The 17,486-nt window shown below is 72.7% G+C and carries 15 protein-coding genes and 1 pseudogene; 5 read left to right on the top strand and 11 right to left on the bottom strand.

All coding sequences use genetic code 11. The features are described 5' to 3' along the window. Positions 1 to 37: 37 nt before the first annotated feature. Together ODJ79_RS34455 and ODJ79_RS34450 are read right to left on the bottom strand one after the other, a co-directional pair. On the bottom strand, positions 38 to 697 hold the full coding sequence (locus ODJ79_RS34455; RefSeq protein WP_263027832.1) for a response regulator: 660 nt from the start codon (positions 695 to 697) through the stop codon (positions 38 to 40). Positions 698 to 849: 152 nt separating this feature from the next. Further along, entirely contained in the window at positions 850 to 1,578 is a 729-nt protein-coding gene (locus ODJ79_RS34450; RefSeq protein WP_263027831.1) for a class I SAM-dependent methyltransferase, read from the bottom strand. A gap of 289 nt (positions 1,579 to 1,867) precedes the next feature. On the opposite strand from ODJ79_RS34450, the gene ODJ79_RS34445 reads away from it, so the two are divergent. Together ODJ79_RS34445 and ODJ79_RS34440 are read left to right on the top strand one after the other, a co-directional pair. Then, positions 1,868 to 2,881, top strand: coding sequence for an alpha/beta hydrolase family protein (locus ODJ79_RS34445; protein ID WP_263027830.1), 1,014 nt, complete (start codon positions 1,868 to 1,870; stop codon positions 2,879 to 2,881). Positions 2,882 to 2,970: 89 nt separating this feature from the next. Continuing rightward, positions 2,971 to 3,930 (top strand): annotated as a pseudogene (locus ODJ79_RS34440) (acyltransferase family protein); the annotation flags it as partial. Here the strand turns inward: ODJ79_RS34440 and ODJ79_RS34435 are convergent. Continuing rightward, positions 3,919 to 4,839, bottom strand: a complete 921-nt coding sequence (locus ODJ79_RS34435; protein WP_263027880.1) for a phosphatidylinositol mannoside acyltransferase — start codon at positions 4,837 to 4,839, stop codon at positions 3,919 to 3,921. The pseudogene ODJ79_RS34440 and the gene ODJ79_RS34435 overlap by 12 nt on opposite strands. Before the next feature lie 111 nt (positions 4,840 to 4,950). Between ODJ79_RS34435 and ODJ79_RS34430 the strand changes: the two genes are divergently transcribed. The 3 genes from ODJ79_RS34430 to ODJ79_RS34420 are packed head-to-tail and all read left to right on the top strand — an operon-like array spanning position 4,951 to position 8,347. Then, entirely contained in the window at positions 4,951 to 5,727 is a 777-nt protein-coding gene (locus tag ODJ79_RS34430) for an ABC transporter ATP-binding protein (RefSeq protein WP_263027829.1), read from the top strand. Continuing rightward, the gene (locus ODJ79_RS34425) at positions 5,724 to 7,064 is read left to right on the top strand and encodes an FtsX-like permease family protein (RefSeq protein WP_263027828.1); all 1,341 of its coding nucleotides are present in this window, start codon (positions 5,724 to 5,726) and stop codon (positions 7,062 to 7,064) included. Before ODJ79_RS34430 ends, ODJ79_RS34425 begins: the two co-directional genes overlap by 4 nt. Then, positions 7,061 to 8,347, top strand: coding sequence for a sensor histidine kinase (locus ODJ79_RS34420; RefSeq protein ID WP_263027827.1), 1,287 nt, complete (start codon positions 7,061 to 7,063; stop codon positions 8,345 to 8,347). The genes ODJ79_RS34425 and ODJ79_RS34420 overlap by 4 nt, the downstream gene beginning before the upstream one ends. Before the next feature lie 30 nt (positions 8,348 to 8,377). Here the strand turns inward: ODJ79_RS34420 and ODJ79_RS34415 are convergent, their stop codons facing one another. The 8 genes from ODJ79_RS34415 to ODJ79_RS34380 form a co-directional block, all read right to left on the bottom strand. Further along, positions 8,378 to 9,061: a TetR/AcrR family transcriptional regulator gene (locus ODJ79_RS34415; protein WP_263027826.1), complete on the bottom strand. Its 684-nt coding sequence runs from the start codon at positions 9,059 to 9,061 to the stop codon at positions 8,378 to 8,380. A 13-nt stretch (positions 9,062 to 9,074) separates the two neighbouring features. Then, the gene (locus ODJ79_RS34410; protein ID WP_263027825.1) at positions 9,075 to 9,515 is read right to left on the bottom strand and encodes an SRPBCC domain-containing protein; all 441 of its coding nucleotides are present in this window, start codon (positions 9,513 to 9,515) and stop codon (positions 9,075 to 9,077) included. A 69-nt stretch (positions 9,516 to 9,584) separates the two neighbouring features. Then, entirely contained in the window at positions 9,585 to 10,232 is a 648-nt protein-coding gene (locus ODJ79_RS34405; RefSeq protein WP_317620727.1) for a response regulator transcription factor, read from the bottom strand. 68 nt (positions 10,233 to 10,300) lie between these two features. Then, the gene (locus ODJ79_RS34400; protein WP_263027823.1) at positions 10,301 to 11,293 is read right to left on the bottom strand and encodes a TauD/TfdA family dioxygenase; all 993 of its coding nucleotides are present in this window, start codon (positions 11,291 to 11,293) and stop codon (positions 10,301 to 10,303) included. Then, positions 11,293 to 12,291, bottom strand: a complete 999-nt coding sequence (gene sbnA / locus ODJ79_RS34395) for a 2,3-diaminopropionate biosynthesis protein SbnA (protein ID WP_263027822.1) — start codon at positions 12,289 to 12,291, stop codon at positions 11,293 to 11,295. The genes ODJ79_RS34400 and sbnA overlap by 1 nt, the downstream gene beginning before the upstream one ends. 16 nt (positions 12,292 to 12,307) lie before the next feature. Continuing rightward, positions 12,308 to 13,333, bottom strand: a complete 1,026-nt coding sequence (gene sbnB, locus ODJ79_RS34390; protein ID WP_263027821.1) for a 2,3-diaminopropionate biosynthesis protein SbnB — start codon at positions 13,331 to 13,333, stop codon at positions 12,308 to 12,310. 14 nt (positions 13,334 to 13,347) lie between these two features. Then, positions 13,348 to 14,328, bottom strand: a complete 981-nt coding sequence (locus ODJ79_RS34385; RefSeq protein ID WP_263027820.1) for a TauD/TfdA family dioxygenase — start codon at positions 14,326 to 14,328, stop codon at positions 13,348 to 13,350. Next, complete coding sequence (locus ODJ79_RS34380; RefSeq protein ID WP_263027819.1) at positions 14,325 to 17,450, bottom strand: non-ribosomal peptide synthetase; 3,126 nt, start codon at positions 17,448 to 17,450, stop codon at positions 14,325 to 14,327. Before ODJ79_RS34380 ends, ODJ79_RS34385 begins: the two co-directional genes overlap by 4 nt. Between the last annotated feature and the right edge of the window lie 36 nt (positions 17,451 to 17,486).

Raw genomic sequence — 17,486 nt, 5'->3', positions numbered from 1 at the left:
TCGGCGTGCGGTAGAGCCGGGTCTCGAAGCGCCGCCGTCAGCGACGCGGGACGGCCAGACCCAGCTCGTACGCCAGCACCACCGCCTGGGTGCGGTCGCGCAGGCCGAGTTTCTTTAGGATCCGGCTGACGTGCGTCTTGACCGTCTGCTCCGCGATGAACAGCTCGGCCGCTATCTCCAGGTTGGACAGTCCCTGGGCGATCAGGCACAGCACACCGATCTCCCGCTCGGTCAGGACGCTGAGCCGGCCGTCCCGGGCGATGGCCGGCGCCGCCTTGCGGGCCAGGTCGTCCATCAGCCGCCGGGTCACCGACGGCGCCAGCACCGCGCCGCCGGACACCGTGGTGCGGATGGCGTCCGCCAACTGGTACGCCGAGGAGTCCTTGAGCAGGAAGCCGGCGGCGCCCGCCCGGATGGCGGCGTGCACGTACTCGTCCTCGTCGAAGGTGGTCAGCACCACCACCTTGGTGCGCACGCCGGCGGCGACGATGCGGCGGGTCGCCTCCAGGCCGTCCATGATCGGCATGCGGATGTCCATCAGCGCGATGTGCGGCTGCAGCTCGAGGACCAGCCGCACCGCCTCGGCGCCGTCGCTGGCCTCGCCGGTCACCTCCATGTCGGGCTGAGCGCTGAGCAGCACCGCGAAGCTCTCCCGCAACATCGTCTGGTCGTCGGCCACCAGTACCGAGATGGTCATCGGCCGGCCGGGGCGAACGCAGGGGTCGGGCTCACCCCCTCATGGTAGAGAGTGGTGGCCGGTCGCTCGCCGGACGGAGCGCGCGCCGCCACGGGGGGTGCGGCGCGCGCTCCGCCGGGCGAACGACCGATCGGGGCAGCCGGAAGAATCGATCAGGGCATCCGGAAGAAGAGCATCGGATCGTCGCGGCCGTCGTGCACCCGCTCGGTCAGGTCGAGGGCGGCCTTCAGCACGGTGAGCGCCTCGTTGACCGGCGGCGCCGCCGCCCGCGACGCGGTGAAGTACGCCGCGTGCCGCTCCGCCAGCCAGGACAGCACGACCCGCCCCTCGCTCAGCGGCCACGGCCGGCGCCCGTGGAACACGTCGTGGACGCTGACCGGCACCCCGGAGCGGACCGTCGGGAACAGCTCGCCGACGAACCACCGGGCGAACTTGGCGGTGTGTGCGGCGTCGATGAACAGGTAGTCGATGTCGTGGCCGTGCTCGCGCAGGGTCTGCCGCGCGTCCCCGTGCACGAACGTCCACCGCCCGGCGGCCAGCTCGGGCGCGACGTTGCGGCGGGCGTTGTCGATCAGGTCGTGGGTGAACAGCCGGCCGGTTCCGTTGTCGCGCAGTGCCCGCAGCAGCCAGTTCGTCGACCAGCCGTGCAGAGACCCGATCTCCACCGCCACCTCCGGCCGGTTGTCCCGCACCAGCAGGTAGGTGATCTCGGCCTCCAGGTCGTCGAGCTGCGCCTTCAGCGTGGGATTGCGGTGGCGCACCGCGCGCTGCTCGGCACGGACCTGGCGCAGGTCGTTCTCGTACTTGCGGTAGAGGCTCTCCACGTGCGAGAGCGTGATGCCGGTCGGCGTGACGCGCGGCTCGATCGGTGGGTGGGGCATGTGGCCTCCGATATCCCGGAACTGTTTCGGCTCTTCGAATGTAGGTGCCGGAGAACGGCGTGTAATCACACCCGAGTAGCATTTTCTGATTCCGGGTAATGCGGCTCTGAGCTGCTGAAATGCCATTACGTGTGGCTGCCCGCGGGTGCCGCGTAGCTCTCAGGTACTACATGCGTTTCCCGCTGTGGAGGGACGACTGCACGCCCTTTTTTCTCTTACATTCGGCACGCTCGACCCGGCTGGCGAAAGGGCGGAAATGGCGATCCGGAGACGACGGCTCATCAGGATTGTGGCGTCGGTTCTCGCCGCGACGGCCGTGACCGCGCCCAGCGTCTGGCTGTTCGGCCCGACCGCGCCGACGGCGGCCCCGCCACCCGCCGACCGGTCCGCCTGGGTCGCCGACCGGCTGCGCCCGCCGGATCCCACCACGGCCACGCCGGCGCAGATATCGAGCTACTTCGCCGGGCTGTCGCCGGCCGACGCGACCGGGCTGACCATTCGGTTTCCGCGGCTGGTGGGAAACCTGGACGGAGCGCCGGTCGGGTTGCGGTACACCGCCAACCGGTTGCAGCGCCCGGCCTGGTCCGGCCGGCAGATCCTCGCGCTCGACACCCGCGGCGACGGCCAGGTCGCCGAGGTCCTCGGCGACCTGGGCACGGCCGCCCGGGTCACCGTGCTCATCCCCGGGGTGGACGACAACCTCGCCGACTTCGACTCCGGACACGGTGGAGTGTTGCGCCGGGCACCGTCCTGGCAGGCGCGCCGGCTGTACGAACAGGCACGGCGGCTCGACCCCGGCACCCCGGTCGCGGTGGTGGCGTGGCTGGGCTACGACCCACCCGAGGGCGTACGACGGGACGCGCTGCGCGAGGACCGGGCCGCCGAGGGCGCGATCCGGCTCATCCGCTTCGTCGACGGCCTCGTCCTGGGCCGGCCCGGCCTGCGGGTGACCCTGATCGGACACAGTTACGGCTCGACCGTCGCCGGGCTGGCCGCGAGCCGGCTCAGCGACCAGGTCACCGACATCGTGGCGCTCGGCAGCCCGGGCATGGGCGTCGGCAAGCGAGCCGACCTGCACACCGGCGCCCGCGTCTGGGCGGGCAGCGCGCCGGACGACTGGACGCGCCGGGTGCCGGGGCTTCGCCTGTTCGGCGTCGGGCACGGCATCCTGCCGGTCGCGCCGGGCTTCGGGGCACTGCCCCTGCCGTGCGCGGACGTCGAGGGGCACGACGGGTACTTCGTGCCGGGCACCTCCTCGCTGCGGGCGATGGCCGAGATCGCGCTGGGCGGTGAGAGCCGGTGACCGCCGCCGGGACCGCCTGGAGCCGGCGGGTGTCGGCGGCGACACCGGCGCATCGGGAGCGGGCCGTCGACGCCCTGCGCGCGCTGGCCATGTGCGGGGTGGTTCTCGGGCATTGGCTGGTCACCGCGCTGGTGGCCGCGCCCGGCGGCGCCCTGCGCCAGCGCAGCCCGCTGACCACCATGCCGTGGCTGACCCCGATCAGCTGGGTGCTGCAGACCCTCGGGCTGTTCTTCTTCGTGGCCGGGTACTCCGGCGCGCGCGGCCTGGTCCGGTCCCGAGCGGCCGGCCGTTCGACCCCCCGGTGGCTGCTGGACCGAGCCCGGCGGCTGCTGCCCCCGATGGCGGTGTTCCTCGGCGTCTGGTTGCTGGTCCACGTCGCGCTGTCGGTGGCCGGCGTCGACCCGTGGACCCGGCACACCGTCGACAAGCTGGCCCTGAGCCCGCTGTGGTTCGTGCTCGTGCTCGTCGGCCTCCTGCCGCTCACGCCGATGCTGGTCGCCGCCGAGCGCCGGCACGGCCCGTGGGTGGCGGTCGTCCCGCTGGTCGCGGTGGCCCTCGTCGACCTGGCCCGGTACCGACTCTGGCCCGGCCTGCCGAGCTGGCCGGCGTACGTCAACGTGCTCCTCGCCTGGCTGACGCCGTACGCGATGGGTGTCTCCGCGGCCCGGCGGCGCCCGGGTCCCCGAGCCGGCGCCGCGATCGCCGCCGCCGGCCTGGCGGGCGCGGCGCTGCTGATCCTCGTCTCGCACTATCCGGCCGCCCTGGTCGGCGTGCCGGGCGAGAACCGCTCGAACCTCAACCCGCCGTCGCTGCTGACCGTCATGCTGGCCCTGGTGCAGATCGGACTGGCGCTGCGGTGGTGGCCGCGGCTGACCGCGCTGACGATGCTGCCTCGCTGGTGGGCGGCCGTGGTGGTGCTGAACCTCGCCGCGATGACGGTCTTCCTGTGGCACCAGAGCGCGCTGCTGATCGTCACCTTCGCCGGTCGCCGCGGGTGGGGTGATCCGCCCGGCCTGCTGGAAGCGCCCGACGACCCGTCATGGGTCGGGCACCGGGTGCTCTGGCTGCCGGCGTTCGCCGGCACGCTCGCCGTGCTCTGGTTGATCACCTCCAGGGTGGAGAACCGCCGGCGGCCACACCGGCTGCAGGACGTGCCAGTCCTGCGGATGCCGGCGGATGGCGTCGGTGAACACGTCGGCCAGCGCCTGGGTCATGGCCGTGGCCTGCGCACGCCGGCCCGCGGCGGGCGGTGCGGCGATCTCCTCGTGCAGGTGGACGCGCAGGTCACGGCCGCTGTACCAGAGGCTGACCGGGATCAGGGCGGCGCCGGTGGACAGGGCCAGCCGGGCCGGGCCGGCCGGCATGGTGGTGGCCCGGCCGAGTAGCCGCACCGGCAGCCCGGCCCCGGTGACGTCCCGGTCGGCGAGCAGGCAGACCACGCCGCCCTCGGCCAGCCGCCGGCCGAGGGCCGGCACCGTGCGCCGCGGCTCGTCCACCGGCAGCACCTCGATGCCGACGGCGGCCCGAGCCGCCACGAACCGCTGGTACAGCGCCTCCGGACGTAACCGCTGGCCGACCGTGGTGATCGGGTGCCCGAGCTCGGCGAGCGCGGCGCCGGCCAGGTCCCAGTTGCCGCTGTGCGGCAGGGCCAGGATCGCGCCGCGGCCGGAGACCGGCAGCCGATCGAGCCGTTCGAAGATCACCGGCGGCCGGACCCGCGACAGCTGGAAGAGCTCCCGCCAGTACCGCAGATAGGAGTGCACGCCGAGGCGCGCCAGCCGCCGGACCTCGGCGCTGTCCGGCGGGGCTCCGGTGACCTGGGCGAGGTTGGCGTGCAGCTGCCGTACGCCGGCCCCCCGCTGCCGCCGGACGACCTCGGCGACGAGGAAGAACAGCGCCCGCGCCGGCCAGACCGGCAGCCGGGCGACCGCCGCCCAGCCGAGCCGGTACGGCCCCATGCCGTCCCCGGGCATGTGCTCTCCCCTCGCCCGCCTGGTGTGGATATCCGAACCAACGATCCGGGGGCCACCACGATCGTCACGGGCGGCCCTCGCGTCGAGAATGGAATCATGTCACTCCTTGGAAATGAGCAGGTGAAAGACATCGACTCGGAAAACGGCGACACCGGCCGGGAGATCCGGGTGGAGGATCTGCGTCGCGAGTTCAAACGCGGCGCCGGCCGGGTGCACGCGATCCGGGGAGTGAGCGTCACCTTCGCGCCCGGGTCGTTCACCGCGGTCATGGGCCCGTCCGGGTCCGGCAAGACCACCCTGCTGCAGTGCGTGGCCGGGATGGACCGGCCCACCCAGGGCACCGTCCACTGGGGCGGGACGGACATCACCCGGCTGCGCGAGCGCAAGCTGGCTCAGTTGCGGCGCTCGACGGTCGGCTTCGTCTTCCAGGCCTACAACCTGATGCCGGCGATGACGGTGGCCGAGAACGTCGTGCTGCCCACCCGCCTGATGGGTGGCCGGGTCGACCGGGCGCAGGTCGGCAAGGTGCTGGTCCAGGTCGGCCTCGGTGGCTGCGAGAAGGAGCGGCCGGGCCGGCTCTCCGGCGGCCAGCAGCAGCGGGTGGCGATCGCGCGCGCCCTCTACAACCGGCCGCACCTGCTGTTCGCCGACGAGCCGACGGGCGCGCTGGACCGCAACACCGGCCGGGAGATCCTCTGGCTGCTGCGCGAGGGGGTGGAGCGGCACGGGCAGACCTGTGTGATGGTCACCCACGATCCGCTGGCCGCCAGCTTCGCCGACCGGGTGCTGATGATGACCGACGGCGAGCTCGTGGAGGACCTGACCAAGCCGTCGGCCGCGGTGATCGCGGAGAAGCTGGGTGAACTGGCATGATCAAGATGGCCTTCGGCGCGCTGCGCACCCGGCCCGCCTCCTTCGCCGGACTGGCCTCGGCGCTGTTCCTGGCGGTGTCCGCGATCACCATGTTCGGCTCGATGATCGCCGCGGCGGCCTCCGCCGGTGGCGATTCCGACCTCGGTGCGATCGGTGGCGCGTTCGGCGAGATCGTGATGATCATGGCGACCTTCGTCGCGGTCACCACGCTCGGCTTCGCGATCCGCCAGCAGTACCGGGAACTCGCCCTGCTGCGTACCGTCGCCGCCACGCCGCGGCAGGTGCGCCGGCTCATCCGCCTCCAGGTGGTCGGCCTGATCCTGCTGATCTCGCCACCGGCCTGGGTCGCCGGCGCGATCGCCGCGCGGGTCTTCCTGGCGGCCCTGGTCGATCGAGGGCTGGCGCCGGCCGGCGCCACCGTGCCGGGCAACCCGCTGCCGCTGCTCATCGCCACCTTCGCCACGACGCTGGTCGGCCTGCTGGCCAGCGTCTTCGCCACCTGGCGGATCTCGCACAGCACGCCGAGCGCGGCGATGACCGAGACCGCCGCCGAGACCAGCCGGATCGGCTGGTTCCGGGTGCTGCTCGGGTTGATCGTGATCGGCGGGGTCGGCGTGCTGTGCGCCTTCCTGGTCGGCCGGGAGCCGGACGAGGCGGCGCAGGCCGCGCTGCTCGGCGCGCTGGCGTTGATGATCGCCGTGGCCCTGCTCGGGCCGCTGCTGGCCCGGCTCGTCGTCACCCTGCTCGGCCTGCCGCTGCGCCGGTCCCGCGGCCGCGAGTCGGGCGGCTGGCTCGCCGCCGCCAACCTGCGCGGGCACGCCCACCGGCTGTCCTCCGCGGTGGTGCCGATCGCCCTGCTGATCGGCCTGTCGACCACCTTCCTGGCGGTCACCGGCACGATCCGGCATCAGATGGCCGGCGCGCTGCCCGACGCGGTGTCGGACAACGACGTCTGGCTGCGCGGCGTGGAGGTCGCGATGCTCGCTCTCTTCGGGACGGTGGCGACGCTCAACACGCTGATCTCGCTGACCGCGGCCCGCAAGCGGGAGTACGCGCTGCTGACCCTGATCGGCGCCACCAAGCGCCAACTGGTCCGGATGCTGGCGGCCGAGTCGGTGCTGACCGCGCTGACCGGGGTCGTGCTCGGCACCGCCATCGCCGCCCCGGTCAGCATCGCGTTCGCGCTGTCGCTCAGCGACGACCCGATACCGTACGTCTCCATGGGCAGCTACGCACCGATCCTCGTCGGCGCGGTGGTCCTCGCGGTGACCACCGAGATGGTGGCCGGGCTGCGGACCATCCGGCTCGATCCGGCCACCACCGTGACGGCGCCGTGACCCGCCCTCCCGGCCCGCCGGCCCCCGCCGGGACCTCGGTCCCGGCGGGTGGTCCGGGCGGCAGCCGGAACCGGAGCGCCGCCCGGTGGCTGCCGCGGCTGCGGGCCGGCGAGATCGGCTTCGCGCTGCTCGGCTTCCCGGTCGCGCTGGCCGGTCTGGCCCTCGCGGTGCTCGGCGCGTACGCCGGTGGCCTGCTGGCGCTGACCGTCGTCGGGCTGCCCGTGCTGGCCGCCGAGGTACGCGCCGCGCGCTTCGCCGGGCGCTGGCATCGCGGGCTGCTCCGCGCGCTGCTGGGCGTCCGGATCGAGCCGCCGGCGCCGATGGCGGCCTCGCCCGGGGTGCTCGGCTGGGTCGGCGCCGGTCTCGCCGACACGGCCGGCTGGCGGGGCGTGGCATACCTGCTGGTCCGCTTCCCGCTCGCGGTGCTCGGCCTGCTGTCCGCGCTGGCCCTGCCGGCGCTGGGCGGCCTGATGATCGGGATGAGCGGCTGGCTGCTGGCGACCCGGCCGGACGGCCGGGCACCGGACTGGCTGACCGCGCTGGCCATCCCGGCCGGCCTGCTCGTCCTGCTCGCGACGCCCCTGGCCGTCCGCGGCACGACCCGGCTCAACGTCTGGGCGGCGCGGCCGCTGCTCGGGCCCGGCCGCGCCCAGCAGGAGCTGACCGACCTCCGCCAGGCCCGCAGCAACATGGTCGCCGAGCACACTCGCAGCCTGCGCCAGATCGAGCAGGACCTGCACGATGGCACCCAGGCCCAGCTGGTGGCGATCGCGATCACACTGGCGCTGGTCGCCGACTCGGTGAGCCCGCAGGACGAGCGGGCGCAGAAGTTGATCGGCCGGGCCCGGGAGCAGACCGACCACACCATCGCCGAGCTGCGCCGGCTGATCCACGGCATCGATCCCACCGCCCTGCAGGACGGCCTGCCCGCGGCGCTGCGCGCCCTCGGCGAGGACGCGACCCTGCCGGTGGAGGTCTCGGTGCGGATGCCCGAGCGGGCGCAGGCCGGCATCGAGCGGATCGCCTACTTCTGCGTCGTCGAGCTGCTCACCAACGTGGTCAAGCACAGCGGGGCGGACCGGGTGCGGATCGAGGCGTCGGCCGCGGACGGCCGGCTGCTGATCACCGTGACCGACGACGGCCGGGGCGGCGCCCGGGTCGGCGCCGGCACCGGCCTGGCCGGGCTGCGGGAACGGCTCGCCGGCGTGGACGGCACGCTGGACGTCGACAGCCCGCCCGGCGGACCCACCCGGGCCCGGATCACCCTGCCGACCAGCATCTGAACGGCTGGGACGGGGTGCGGGCCCGGTAGGTCATCGACTGCTGCCGGGTGGATCGCCGAGTTGTCGCCCTTCGATCGGTTCCGGGTCTGGTACGGAATGGCGGCAGTTTGACGTAGACGAATTGAGTCCCCCAGCCGGGACCTCTTCCTCACCGGTCAGTGCGCGGATTACGAGATCGAGGGCTGTCTCGAAGGCGGCGTCGATCGGGTCGGTCGGCCCGAAGCCGTGGCTGTGCTCGAGATCCGCGAAGCCGTGCAATACCGCGCGCAGGGTGTGGATCAGGTGGACCTGCCGGTCCGTGGTGGCGCCGAGTTCGGTGAGCACGGCCATCATCACCGGTATGGGTTCCGCGGTCCAGGCCGCCCACTCGGGATCGGTTGCCACGGAAGGTGTCGAGTACAGCGCCGCGTAGAGGCCGGGATGACCACGTGCGAACGCCCGGTATGCCCGTGCGACCGCGCGCAGTGACGCGGCCGGGCTCGGCTCGCCCACCGCGGCTGCGGCGAGGTACGCGGCGAGGCTCTCGCCGGCCCATTGGGCCAAGGCCCGCCGGAGCCCCATGAGCCCGTCCACGTGCGCATAGAGCGAGGGGGTACGTACGCCGAGGGTCGCGGCGACCGTGGCGAGGCTGACGTCGGCCAGCCCCTGCCCGTCGGCGACAGCAGCCGCGGCGGCGACGACCTGGGCTCGCGTGAGCCCCACCTTGCGTCCCATTCGGCAAGTGCCGTCAGGCCGCGCGCTGGACGAGCACCCGGTGCGCGAGGGCGTCGTTCATCGCTTCGAATCCGGCACGGGTGGATGTCTCGAGCGAACGGCGCAACGGACGGACGAGCAGACCGTGGAACGTCTCACTGTGCACCAGCCGGCACCCGGTGCCGTCCGGGGTCAGTTCGAACCGGTGACGTCCGGAGAACAGGCCCGGCATGCCGAGGTGGCCCACCCATTCGAACACCCGCCCGGGGTCCGCGACGGTGATCGTGGGATGCAAGGTGGAGGCCCGGTCACCCGCCTGGACGCGGATGGTGAGCCTTTCGCCGACGGCGACCTTGCCGGCGGCCTCGGTGACGAAGGGGTTCCACGCACGGTATGCAGCCAGGTCGACGAGGTGCCGCCAGGCGTCTTCGGGCGGCGCCGCTATGTTGATCTCGGTTTGCAGTACGAGTCGCATGTCGGGTCCCCTCTGTCTAATGTCATTAGACAGAGTATCCAAGGTAATTGGACAGGTCCACCAAGATCGCTAGGCGTCGACCTCGACGAGGTAGGTGACGACGGCCTTGACCCGCCGGTTGTCCGCGTCGGTGGACGGGAGATCGAACTTGCTGAAGATGGCCGCGGCGTGCTTCTCCACCGCCCGCTCGGTGACGACCAGCTGCGCCGCGATCGACTTGTTGGAGTAGCCCTGCGCCATCAGCTCGAGCACCTGCCGCTCCCGGCCGGTCAGCCGGTCGAGTCGCCGCTGGCCGCCGCGCATCATCTTGTTGACGATCTCCGGATCGAGCGCGGTGCCGCCGGAGGCGACCCGGTGCAGGGCGTCGACGAACTGCGAGACGGCCGCCACCCGCTCCTTGAGCAGGTATCCCACGCCGTGCGCGCCGCCGGCCAGCAGGCGGGCGGCCCACGCCGAATCGGCGTGCTGGGAGAAGACCAGCACGCCGAGCTCGGGGTGATCGGCGCGGAGCCGCTCGGCGGCCCGGATGCCCTCGTCGGTGAAGGTGGGCGGCATGCGGATGTCCACGATGGCCACGTCCGGCTTGTGCGAGCGCACCGCCTCGTGCAGACCCTCCGGCGTGCCGGTCGTGGCGACGACCTCGCAGCCGCGCGTGGTCAACAGCTCCACCATGCCGTCCCGCAGGATCACGAGGTCTTCGGCGATGACCACGCGCAGCGGCCGGTTCTCCTCCACGCCCACATGATGGCACGAGGCGGCCGGGCGCCCGGCCGTGGAGGCCAGGGTCAGGAGGCGATGACGTAGCCGTCGCCGGGCCGCCGATCGCGGGACCGGCGCAGGTTGGCGGCCACGAACGTACGCTGCAGCCAGCGGTCCCGGCCGTCGTAGCGGGGGGTGAACGAGGTACGGCCGTGCGCGGTCACCCGGTTGTCGACGATGACCAGATCACCCGGCGCCAGGTTGGCCACCACCGACACCCTCTCGAACGCCTCCCCCAGCGCACCGATCGCGGCGGCGGCCCGCTCGGTGAGTGGCCGGGTCGCCGCGAAGTCGATGAGCAGATCCGGGTCCTCCGGCGCGCCCATCAGGACGGCGTGCGGCTCGGTCGCGGCCTGGCCGGCGCCGAACGACGGCGGCGCCGCGGTCTCGAACTCCGGGCGTGCCAGCGCCTCCCGGGTTTCGGCGCCGAGCATCGGCAGCACCTCGCGGATGCTCACCGTCCGGGTGCCGGCCACCCGTTCGTGGTCGGCCCGCAGGCACAGCAGCATCACGTAGTCCGGCCGATGGTCGTGGAACGCGTTCTCGATGTGGAAGGACAGCATGATCGAGCCGGTATTGCCCTGCACCGCCTCCTGGCCGGGCACCGGGACGACGTCCTGGACCAGCGCGCCGGACTTCTCCGGCAGGTAGGCCACCGGATCGCCGAGCCCGGCGGCCACCATCAGCAGCAGGGCGGCCGGAACGGACGCCTCACGCTGCACCGAGCCGGCCACCATCGGGGTGTCGCCGAGCCGGTGCTCGGCGATCGGCAGGCCACGCAGCACGAGCCGGCCAGCGACGCCGGAATGCCGGCGGAACCGGCGGACCGGGCCGCGCAGCTCCAGCGGCAGCAGGTCCCAGGCGTCGCGGGCGGCGGCGACCGTCTCGGCCGAGTCCAGCCGTGCCGGCCGCGAGCTGCTGATGGTCCGCACCAGGTCACGGGCGACCGCCTCGATCTGGGCGGCCGCACGGTCCAGGACCACGATCGAGTCGTCGCGGGTCTCCACCAGGGTCGTCATCACACCACACTCATCGAGATCAACGGGCTTTCCTCCAGGTTGGTGGTGAGCATGTCCGGGCCGTAGGTCTTCTCCACCCAGTCCGGGCAATACACCGAGTCCAGATATCGCTCGCCCAGGTCGGGCGCGATCGCCACGGCGACGATGTCCCGGCCGTCGCCGGCCTGCGCCAGCCACCGGGTCGCACCGCTGATCACCGTGCCGGTGGAGCCGCCGAACAGGAATCCGCCGCGGGCCAGGCGATGGCAGGCCTTGACGGTGTCCGCCTCGTCGACGTGCACCACGTCGTCCACGTACGAGGCGTCGAGCAACGGCGGCCGTACCCCGGCGCCGAGCCCCGGGATCATGCGCGGAAGCGCGGGGCCGCCGAAGGTGACCGAGCCGACGGCGTCGACGGCCACCACGGTGACGCCGGGCCGGTGCTCCTTGAAGTAGCGGGCGCACCCCATCAGCGTGCCCGTGGTGCCGGCGCCGACGAACAGCACGTCGAGGTCGGTGAAGCGGGCGGCGATCGCCGGCGCGGTCCACCGGTAGTGCGCGTCGGCGTTGGCCGGGCTGGTGTACTGGTTGAGCCACACGTACCGGCTGTCCAGGGCGCACAGCTGTTCGACGTACCGCAGCCGGGCGCCGAGGTAGCCGCCGTCGGCGGCCGGCTCGCGGACCGTGTGCACCTCGGTGCCCAGCGCGGCCATCAGCTGCCGGGTGCTGTCGTTGCACCGCGGGTCGGTGACGCAGAGGAACCCGTAGCCCTTGCTGGCCGCAATGATGCTCAGGGCCACGCCGAGGTTACCGGACGACGACTCGACGATGATCCCGCCGGGTCCCAGCACGCCGCTGGCCTCGGCGGCCTCGACCAGCGATCGGGCGGTCTTGAGCTTGATCGAGCCGGCGAAGTTGAGGCCCTCGCACTTGAGGTAGAGGCTCGTGCCGAGGACCCCGGCGAGGTCCACGTACAGGTCTTCCTCGTGGTATTCGTGTGGCGCGGAAATGATCGGCAAGGCGAAACCTCCAGGGTCAGTAGCGGCCCATGTCGTGGAAGAAGTCGTCCACGGTCCGCAGCTCGCCGCTCTTGCGCGCCTCGGCATACACGTAGGCGCCGACGGCGAGGTCGAGGACGCCGAGGCCGAACGGGGAGAAGATGACCGGCCGGTTCGCCGGGACACTGAGCCGGCCGGTGAGGACGTCGAAGAGCGTGCCGTCGACGAAGTCGCGGTTGCCGGTCAGCCGCTCCGCCAGGTGCGGCGAGGTTTCGGCCTTGAGGCAGTGCTCGACGTCGTCGACGACGTTGGTGGCCGCGAGGATGACCTCCGGGGCCAGGTCGCGCAGCGAGACGTGCAGCACCACCGGGTTGTGCGCGAACCAGGCCGGGTCGGTCACGTGCGGGCGGCCCGCGACCGTGGCGAAGACGATCAGGTCCGACGACCTGATCAGCTCCTCGGGACCGTCGTGGGTACGGACCGCACCTCGCTCGCCGGACCGCTCGAGGTATCCGCGGAAGCCGGCCGTGTGCTCGCCGGACAGGTCGAAGATCCCGACCTCGTCGAACGACCATCCGGTACGGATCAGATGGGTGTGGATGTAGCGGGCGATCAGCCCGGCGCCGATGATGCCCAGGCGAGCCGGGCGCTCCCGGTCGCGGGTGAGCCGGTCCGCGGCCAGCGCCGCGGACGACGCGGTGCGGGTGGCGCTGATGATCGAGCTCTCCAGGCAGGCGAACGGGTAGCCGGTCTTCTGGTCGTTGAGGACCAGCACGGCGGACGCCCGCGGGATGCCGTGCGCGACGTTGCCGGGCACGCTGGAGATCCACTTGATGCCGTCCACGCCCACGTCACCGCCGATCGAGGCGGGCAGGGCGATGATGCGATCGCTGGGCCGGTCCGGGAAGCGCAGGAAGTACGAGGGCGGGTTGACCGTCTGCCCCGCGCCGTGGATGCGGTACGCGGACTCGACGAGGTCCTGGACCGCCTTCTCGTTGCCGTCCAGGAAACGGGCCACCTGCGCGCCGGGTACGACCGCGAACGACGGATTCTGCTGTGACATCGAAGCCTTCCGATTCATTGGTGGTGCTGGGTACGGCGGATCGGGTCGGCCATCGCGACCAGGACCTCACGGGCGCCCTCGTACGGTGGCCGGCTGTGCGCCATCCGCAGGTTGTCCAGGAGCAGCAGGTCGCCGTCCCGCCAGGGCAGCGCCTGGGTCACGCTGTCGTAGGTCTTGTTGATCACCTGGACGACGTCCTCGGTGATCTCGGCGCCGTCGCCGAAGCTGGTGTTGAACGGCAGCCCGTCGCGGCCGTACACGTCGCTGAGGTACTCCCGCACCTCGGGCGCCATCGTCCACTCGTTGAGGAAGGCGATCTGGTTGAACCAGAGCCGCTCGCCGCTGCGCGGGTCGACGACCACCGCCGGACGGCGCTGGCTGGTGCGCAGCCCGTTGCCGGCGGTCCAGGTCAGGCTGATCTCGTTGCTCGCGCAGTAAGCCTCGACCTCGGCCTTGTCGGTGGTGCCGAACGCCTCCGCCCAGCTGATCCCGATCTCGTCGTTGTAGCTGCGGGTCAGCAGCCAGCCGTCGCGCTCGCACCGGTCGACCAGGTCGGCCGGCAGTTCGGTGAGCACCCGGGCGGCGTCGGCGACCGCGGTCTCGCCGCCCGAGGCCGGCGCGCTCAGGCAGGCGAACTGCATCCGGGACGGGAACTCCAAGGCGTAGCTGAGCTCGTGGTGCATGCACATGGGCTGGTTGGGCGGCCACTTCGAGGACGAGTAGACGCCGGGCTCGTACGTCCACCGGGTGGCGAACGCCTCCCGCTCGGTGATCAGCGTCGTGGCCAGCTCCCGGTGCACCGCGCCGGCCGTACCGGCATCCCGCAGTCCCAGGCCGCGCACCAGCACGGCCCGGTGGTCGTCGACCGCCTGGTGCAGCGCCGCCCGATGCCGCGCCACCCACGCGACCGGATCGCCGACCGCGTCGGCGTGCAGAACGACCGGCGTACGGCTGTCGTCGAGGGTCCAGGCGATACCCGCCGGGCTGGTGGTCATGAACACGCACTCCTGTCCTGGTTGCACAGCTGGGCGACCGCGCGTACCTCGGCGGCCGCGCGGTCCGCCCGGGTACGCGGGAAGTAGTGACCGCCGTCCGGAAGCACCCGGACCCGGACCGGGCCGGCCAGCCGCCGCCAAGCGGGCAGGTCGGCCTCGTGGCCGGAGGTTGCCGGGTCGTCGGCGGCGAGCACGAGGAACAGCGGCGCGCCGAGCCGGGGCACCGGGGCGCCGGTCAGCACGTCGAGGAAGAACTCGGTGGCCTCCCGCACGTCGTGCCGATAGGCCGCGCCGACCAGCGCGGCGCGGGCGTCGTCCACCTCGCCCAGCTCGGTGTACGCGCCGGCCCGGCTCAGCCGTGCGGTGATCTCCCGGTCGTCCAGCTCGGACAGCGTGGCGAGGAACCGGCGCCGCTCGGCCTCGTCGCCCACCAGCTGGGCGCCGACCAGCACCGCGCGCAGGTCGGCGTCCTGCTCCTCGAGCAGGCGCCCGGCCAGCACGGCGGTGGCCGCACCGGAGGAGTGTCCCCAGAGCAGCACCGGACCGGCGCACCGCTGCACGATCTCGGCGGCCGCGGTCTTGGCCGCCTGCGCGGCGGAGACGAACGGCTCCGGCTCGGCGGTGAGATCGTGCCCGGGCAGTTCGACGGCGTACACGGCGATGCCGCTGCCCTCCAGCGCGGTGGCCAGCGGCTGGAAGTTGACCGCGTTGCCGCCCGCGTACGGGAAGCAGACCAGCGTGGCCCGCGGCTGCGCGGGCTCGGACAGCGGTTGCAGCAGACCCGTGCTGTCCGGGCGCCGCCCGTCGATGACCGCGGCCAGATCGGCCAGCACCGGATGCCGGGTGAGCTCCTTGAGCGACACCGCCCGGTCGAGCTTGACCACCATCCGGACCGCGGACAGCGACGTGCCGCCGGACTCGAAGAAGTGGCTGAACCGGCCCACCCGCTCGGGCGGCAGGCCGAGAAGCTGGGCCCAGACCGCCGCGATCCGCCGCTCGGTCTCGGTGACCGGCTCGGCCACCGCGCCGTCGGGCTCCGCCGCGGCCGCCGCGACGGCCCCGAGCGCCTTCTTGTCGATCTTGCCGTTGCCGGTCAGCGGCAGGGTGGCCATCCAGGTCAGCTGGTCCGGAACCATGTAGCCGGGGAGACCGGCGGACAGGTGCGCGCGCAGCTCGGCGGCCGGTATCTCGCGGGGTCCGGAGTAGAACGCGGCCAGGCCGCGCTCCCGGCCCGGGCGCTCCACCACGACCACCGCGCCGTCGCGGACGCCGTCGGCCCGCAGCAGGGTGTTCTCGATCTCGCCGAGTTCGATCCGGAAGCCACGGATCTTGACCTGCGCGTCCCGCCGGCCGAGGAAGGCCAGCTTTCCGCCGGGCAGCCAGCGCCCGAAGTCGCCGGAGCGATAGAGCCGCTCCCCCGGCCGGTGCGGGTCGGTGCCGAAGACCGCCGCGGTGCGCTCGGAGTCGTTGATGTAGCCGCGGCCGACACAGACACCGGAGAAGACGATCTCGCCGGGTGAGCCGAGCGGCACCGGATCCAGATTCTCGTCGACGACGTAGACCCGTACGTTGTTGACCGCCGGCCCCAGCGGAACCCGGTCACCCTCCGGAACCGACCGCATCACCTCGTGGTTGGTGTCGTCCGAGGTCTCCGTCAGGCCGTACGCGTTGACCAGGGTGATCTGCGGGAATGCGCGGAACCAGCGCTCCACCAGCTCGTGCTTGAGCGCCTCGCCGGTCGCCGACACGCAGCGCAGCCGGCCCAGGTCGCCGCCGTTCTCCTCCAGGTGGGTCAACACCACCTCGAGGTACGAGGGCACGAGCTGCACCACGTCGACGCCGCCCGCCACCACCTGCACGAAGCGGCTCACGTCGAGGATGTCGTCCTGGCCGACGATCCGGGTGGTCCCACCGGCCAGCGGCGCGGCGAGCAGCTGCCAGAGCGAGATGTCGAAGCACTGCGGCGCGGTCTGCGCGAGGACCTCGCCCTCGGCCAGCGACAGGTCATCGATCTTCGCGAACAGGTGGTTGACCAGTCCGGCGTGCTCACACATGGCGCCCTTCGGCTCGCCGGTGGAGCCGGAGGTGAAGTAGATGTAGGCGAGCCGGTCGGCGGCGATCGCGAGGCCCAGGTTGCGGTCGTCGGCGGGGGCGGGCGACACCTGGTCGGCGCGGATCACCCGTATCCCGGGCTGGGCGGTCAGCGCGACGGCGCCGGCCGGGTCGGCGAGGGCGAGCCGGCAGTCGGCACGCGCGAGAGTCCGGGCGATCCGGTCCGCCGGGAAACCGGGCTCGATCGGCACGTATGCGCCACCGGCCTTGAACACCGCCAGCACGCCGGCCATCCAGGTCAGGTTCCGCTCGGTGACCACGGCGACCGTCTGCTCGGCGGTCAGTCCCTGCGCGATCAGCTCGCGGGCGATCGCGTTGGCCCGGCGGTTGAGGTCCGCGAAGGTCCACGACCGGTCACCGTGGACCGCGGCGATCGCGTCCGGCGTACGCGCGACCCGGTCCTCGAAGATCTCGTGGCAGCGGCGGTCCGGGAGCGCCCGCTCCGGCCCGGCCAGCCCGTTGATCTGCAGGTCGAGCTCCGCGGCCGACAACAGCGTCCGGTGCCGGTGATCCGCGTCGGGCGTGCCGTGGATCAGTTCGAGGGCGGTGGCGTAGTAGCCGGCCACGCGGGCCCCGTGCTCGCGGTCGAAGCAGTCGGTGCGGTACCGCAGGCGCAGGCCGGACGGGGTCGGCGAGACCCGCAGCACCACGCCGTCGGGCAGGTCCGGCCGGTCCTCGCCGAGCTCGGTCTCCGCGGGCGCCGGTGCGGTTGCCTCGCCGTCCAGCACGGCGGCGGCCTGCCGGACCAGCTCGGCCCAGCTCGCCCGGCCGACCCGCAGCGACACCGACCGCGGCGCCCGGCCCGCGAGCGCCAGCGCGGTCACCACGTCCCGGTCGCCGCTGAGCTCGGCGAGCACCTTGGCGTGGGCGGCCAGCAGTTCGGCCGGACCCGCGGGAACGCCGAGCGCGATGTCGGCGACATCGGTTGCGCCCGCCCGGCCGGTTCCGTTCCACCGGGGCAGAACGGTAGCCGCGGGGGATTCCCGTTCAGTGGGCATCAGGGTAGCCATCGAACATTTCCTCCGCAGATTCGCTGATGCTTCTCA

Origin of the sequence: Actinoplanes sp. KI2, from assembly GCF_025630775.1 — a bacterium.
Taxonomy (GTDB): domain Bacteria; phylum Actinomycetota; class Actinomycetes; order Mycobacteriales; family Micromonosporaceae; genus Actinoplanes.
The sequence above is the reverse complement of the archived record's forward strand: the minus strand, read 5'-3'. Positions and strand labels throughout refer to the sequence as shown.

Bases quoted from the DNA above. Each gene is read 5' to 3' on its own strand.
- ODJ79_RS34455 (WP_263027832.1), bottom strand. From the start codon at position 697: ATGACCATCTCGGTACTGGTGGCCGACGACCAGACGATGTTGCGGGAG.
- ODJ79_RS34450 (WP_263027831.1), bottom strand. From the start codon at position 1,578: ATGCCCCACCCACCGATCGAGCCGCGCGTCACGCCGACCGGCATCACG.
- ODJ79_RS34435 (WP_263027880.1), bottom strand. From the start codon at position 4,839: ATGGGGCCGTACCGGCTCGGCTGGGCGGCGGTCGCCCGGCTGCCGGTC.
- ODJ79_RS34430 (WP_263027829.1), top strand. From the start codon at position 4,951: ATGTCACTCCTTGGAAATGAGCAGGTGAAAGACATCGACTCGGAAAAC.
- ODJ79_RS34425 (WP_263027828.1), top strand. From the start codon at position 5,724: ATGATCAAGATGGCCTTCGGCGCGCTGCGCACCCGGCCCGCCTCCTTC.
- ODJ79_RS34415 (WP_263027826.1), bottom strand. From the start codon at position 9,061: ATGGGACGCAAGGTGGGGCTCACGCGAGCCCAGGTCGTCGCCGCCGCG.
- ODJ79_RS34410 (WP_263027825.1), bottom strand. From the start codon at position 9,515: ATGCGACTCGTACTGCAAACCGAGATCAACATAGCGGCGCCGCCCGAA.
- ODJ79_RS34400 (WP_263027823.1), bottom strand. From the start codon at position 11,293: ATGACGACCCTGGTGGAGACCCGCGACGACTCGATCGTGGTCCTGGAC.
- sbnB (WP_263027821.1), bottom strand. From the start codon at position 13,333: ATGTCACAGCAGAATCCGTCGTTCGCGGTCGTACCCGGCGCGCAGGTG.
- ODJ79_RS34385 (WP_263027820.1), bottom strand. From the start codon at position 14,328: ATGACCACCAGCCCGGCGGGTATCGCCTGGACCCTCGACGACAGCCGT.
- ODJ79_RS34380 (WP_263027819.1), bottom strand. From the start codon at position 17,450: ATGGCTACCCTGATGCCCACTGAACGGGAATCCCCCGCGGCTACCGTT.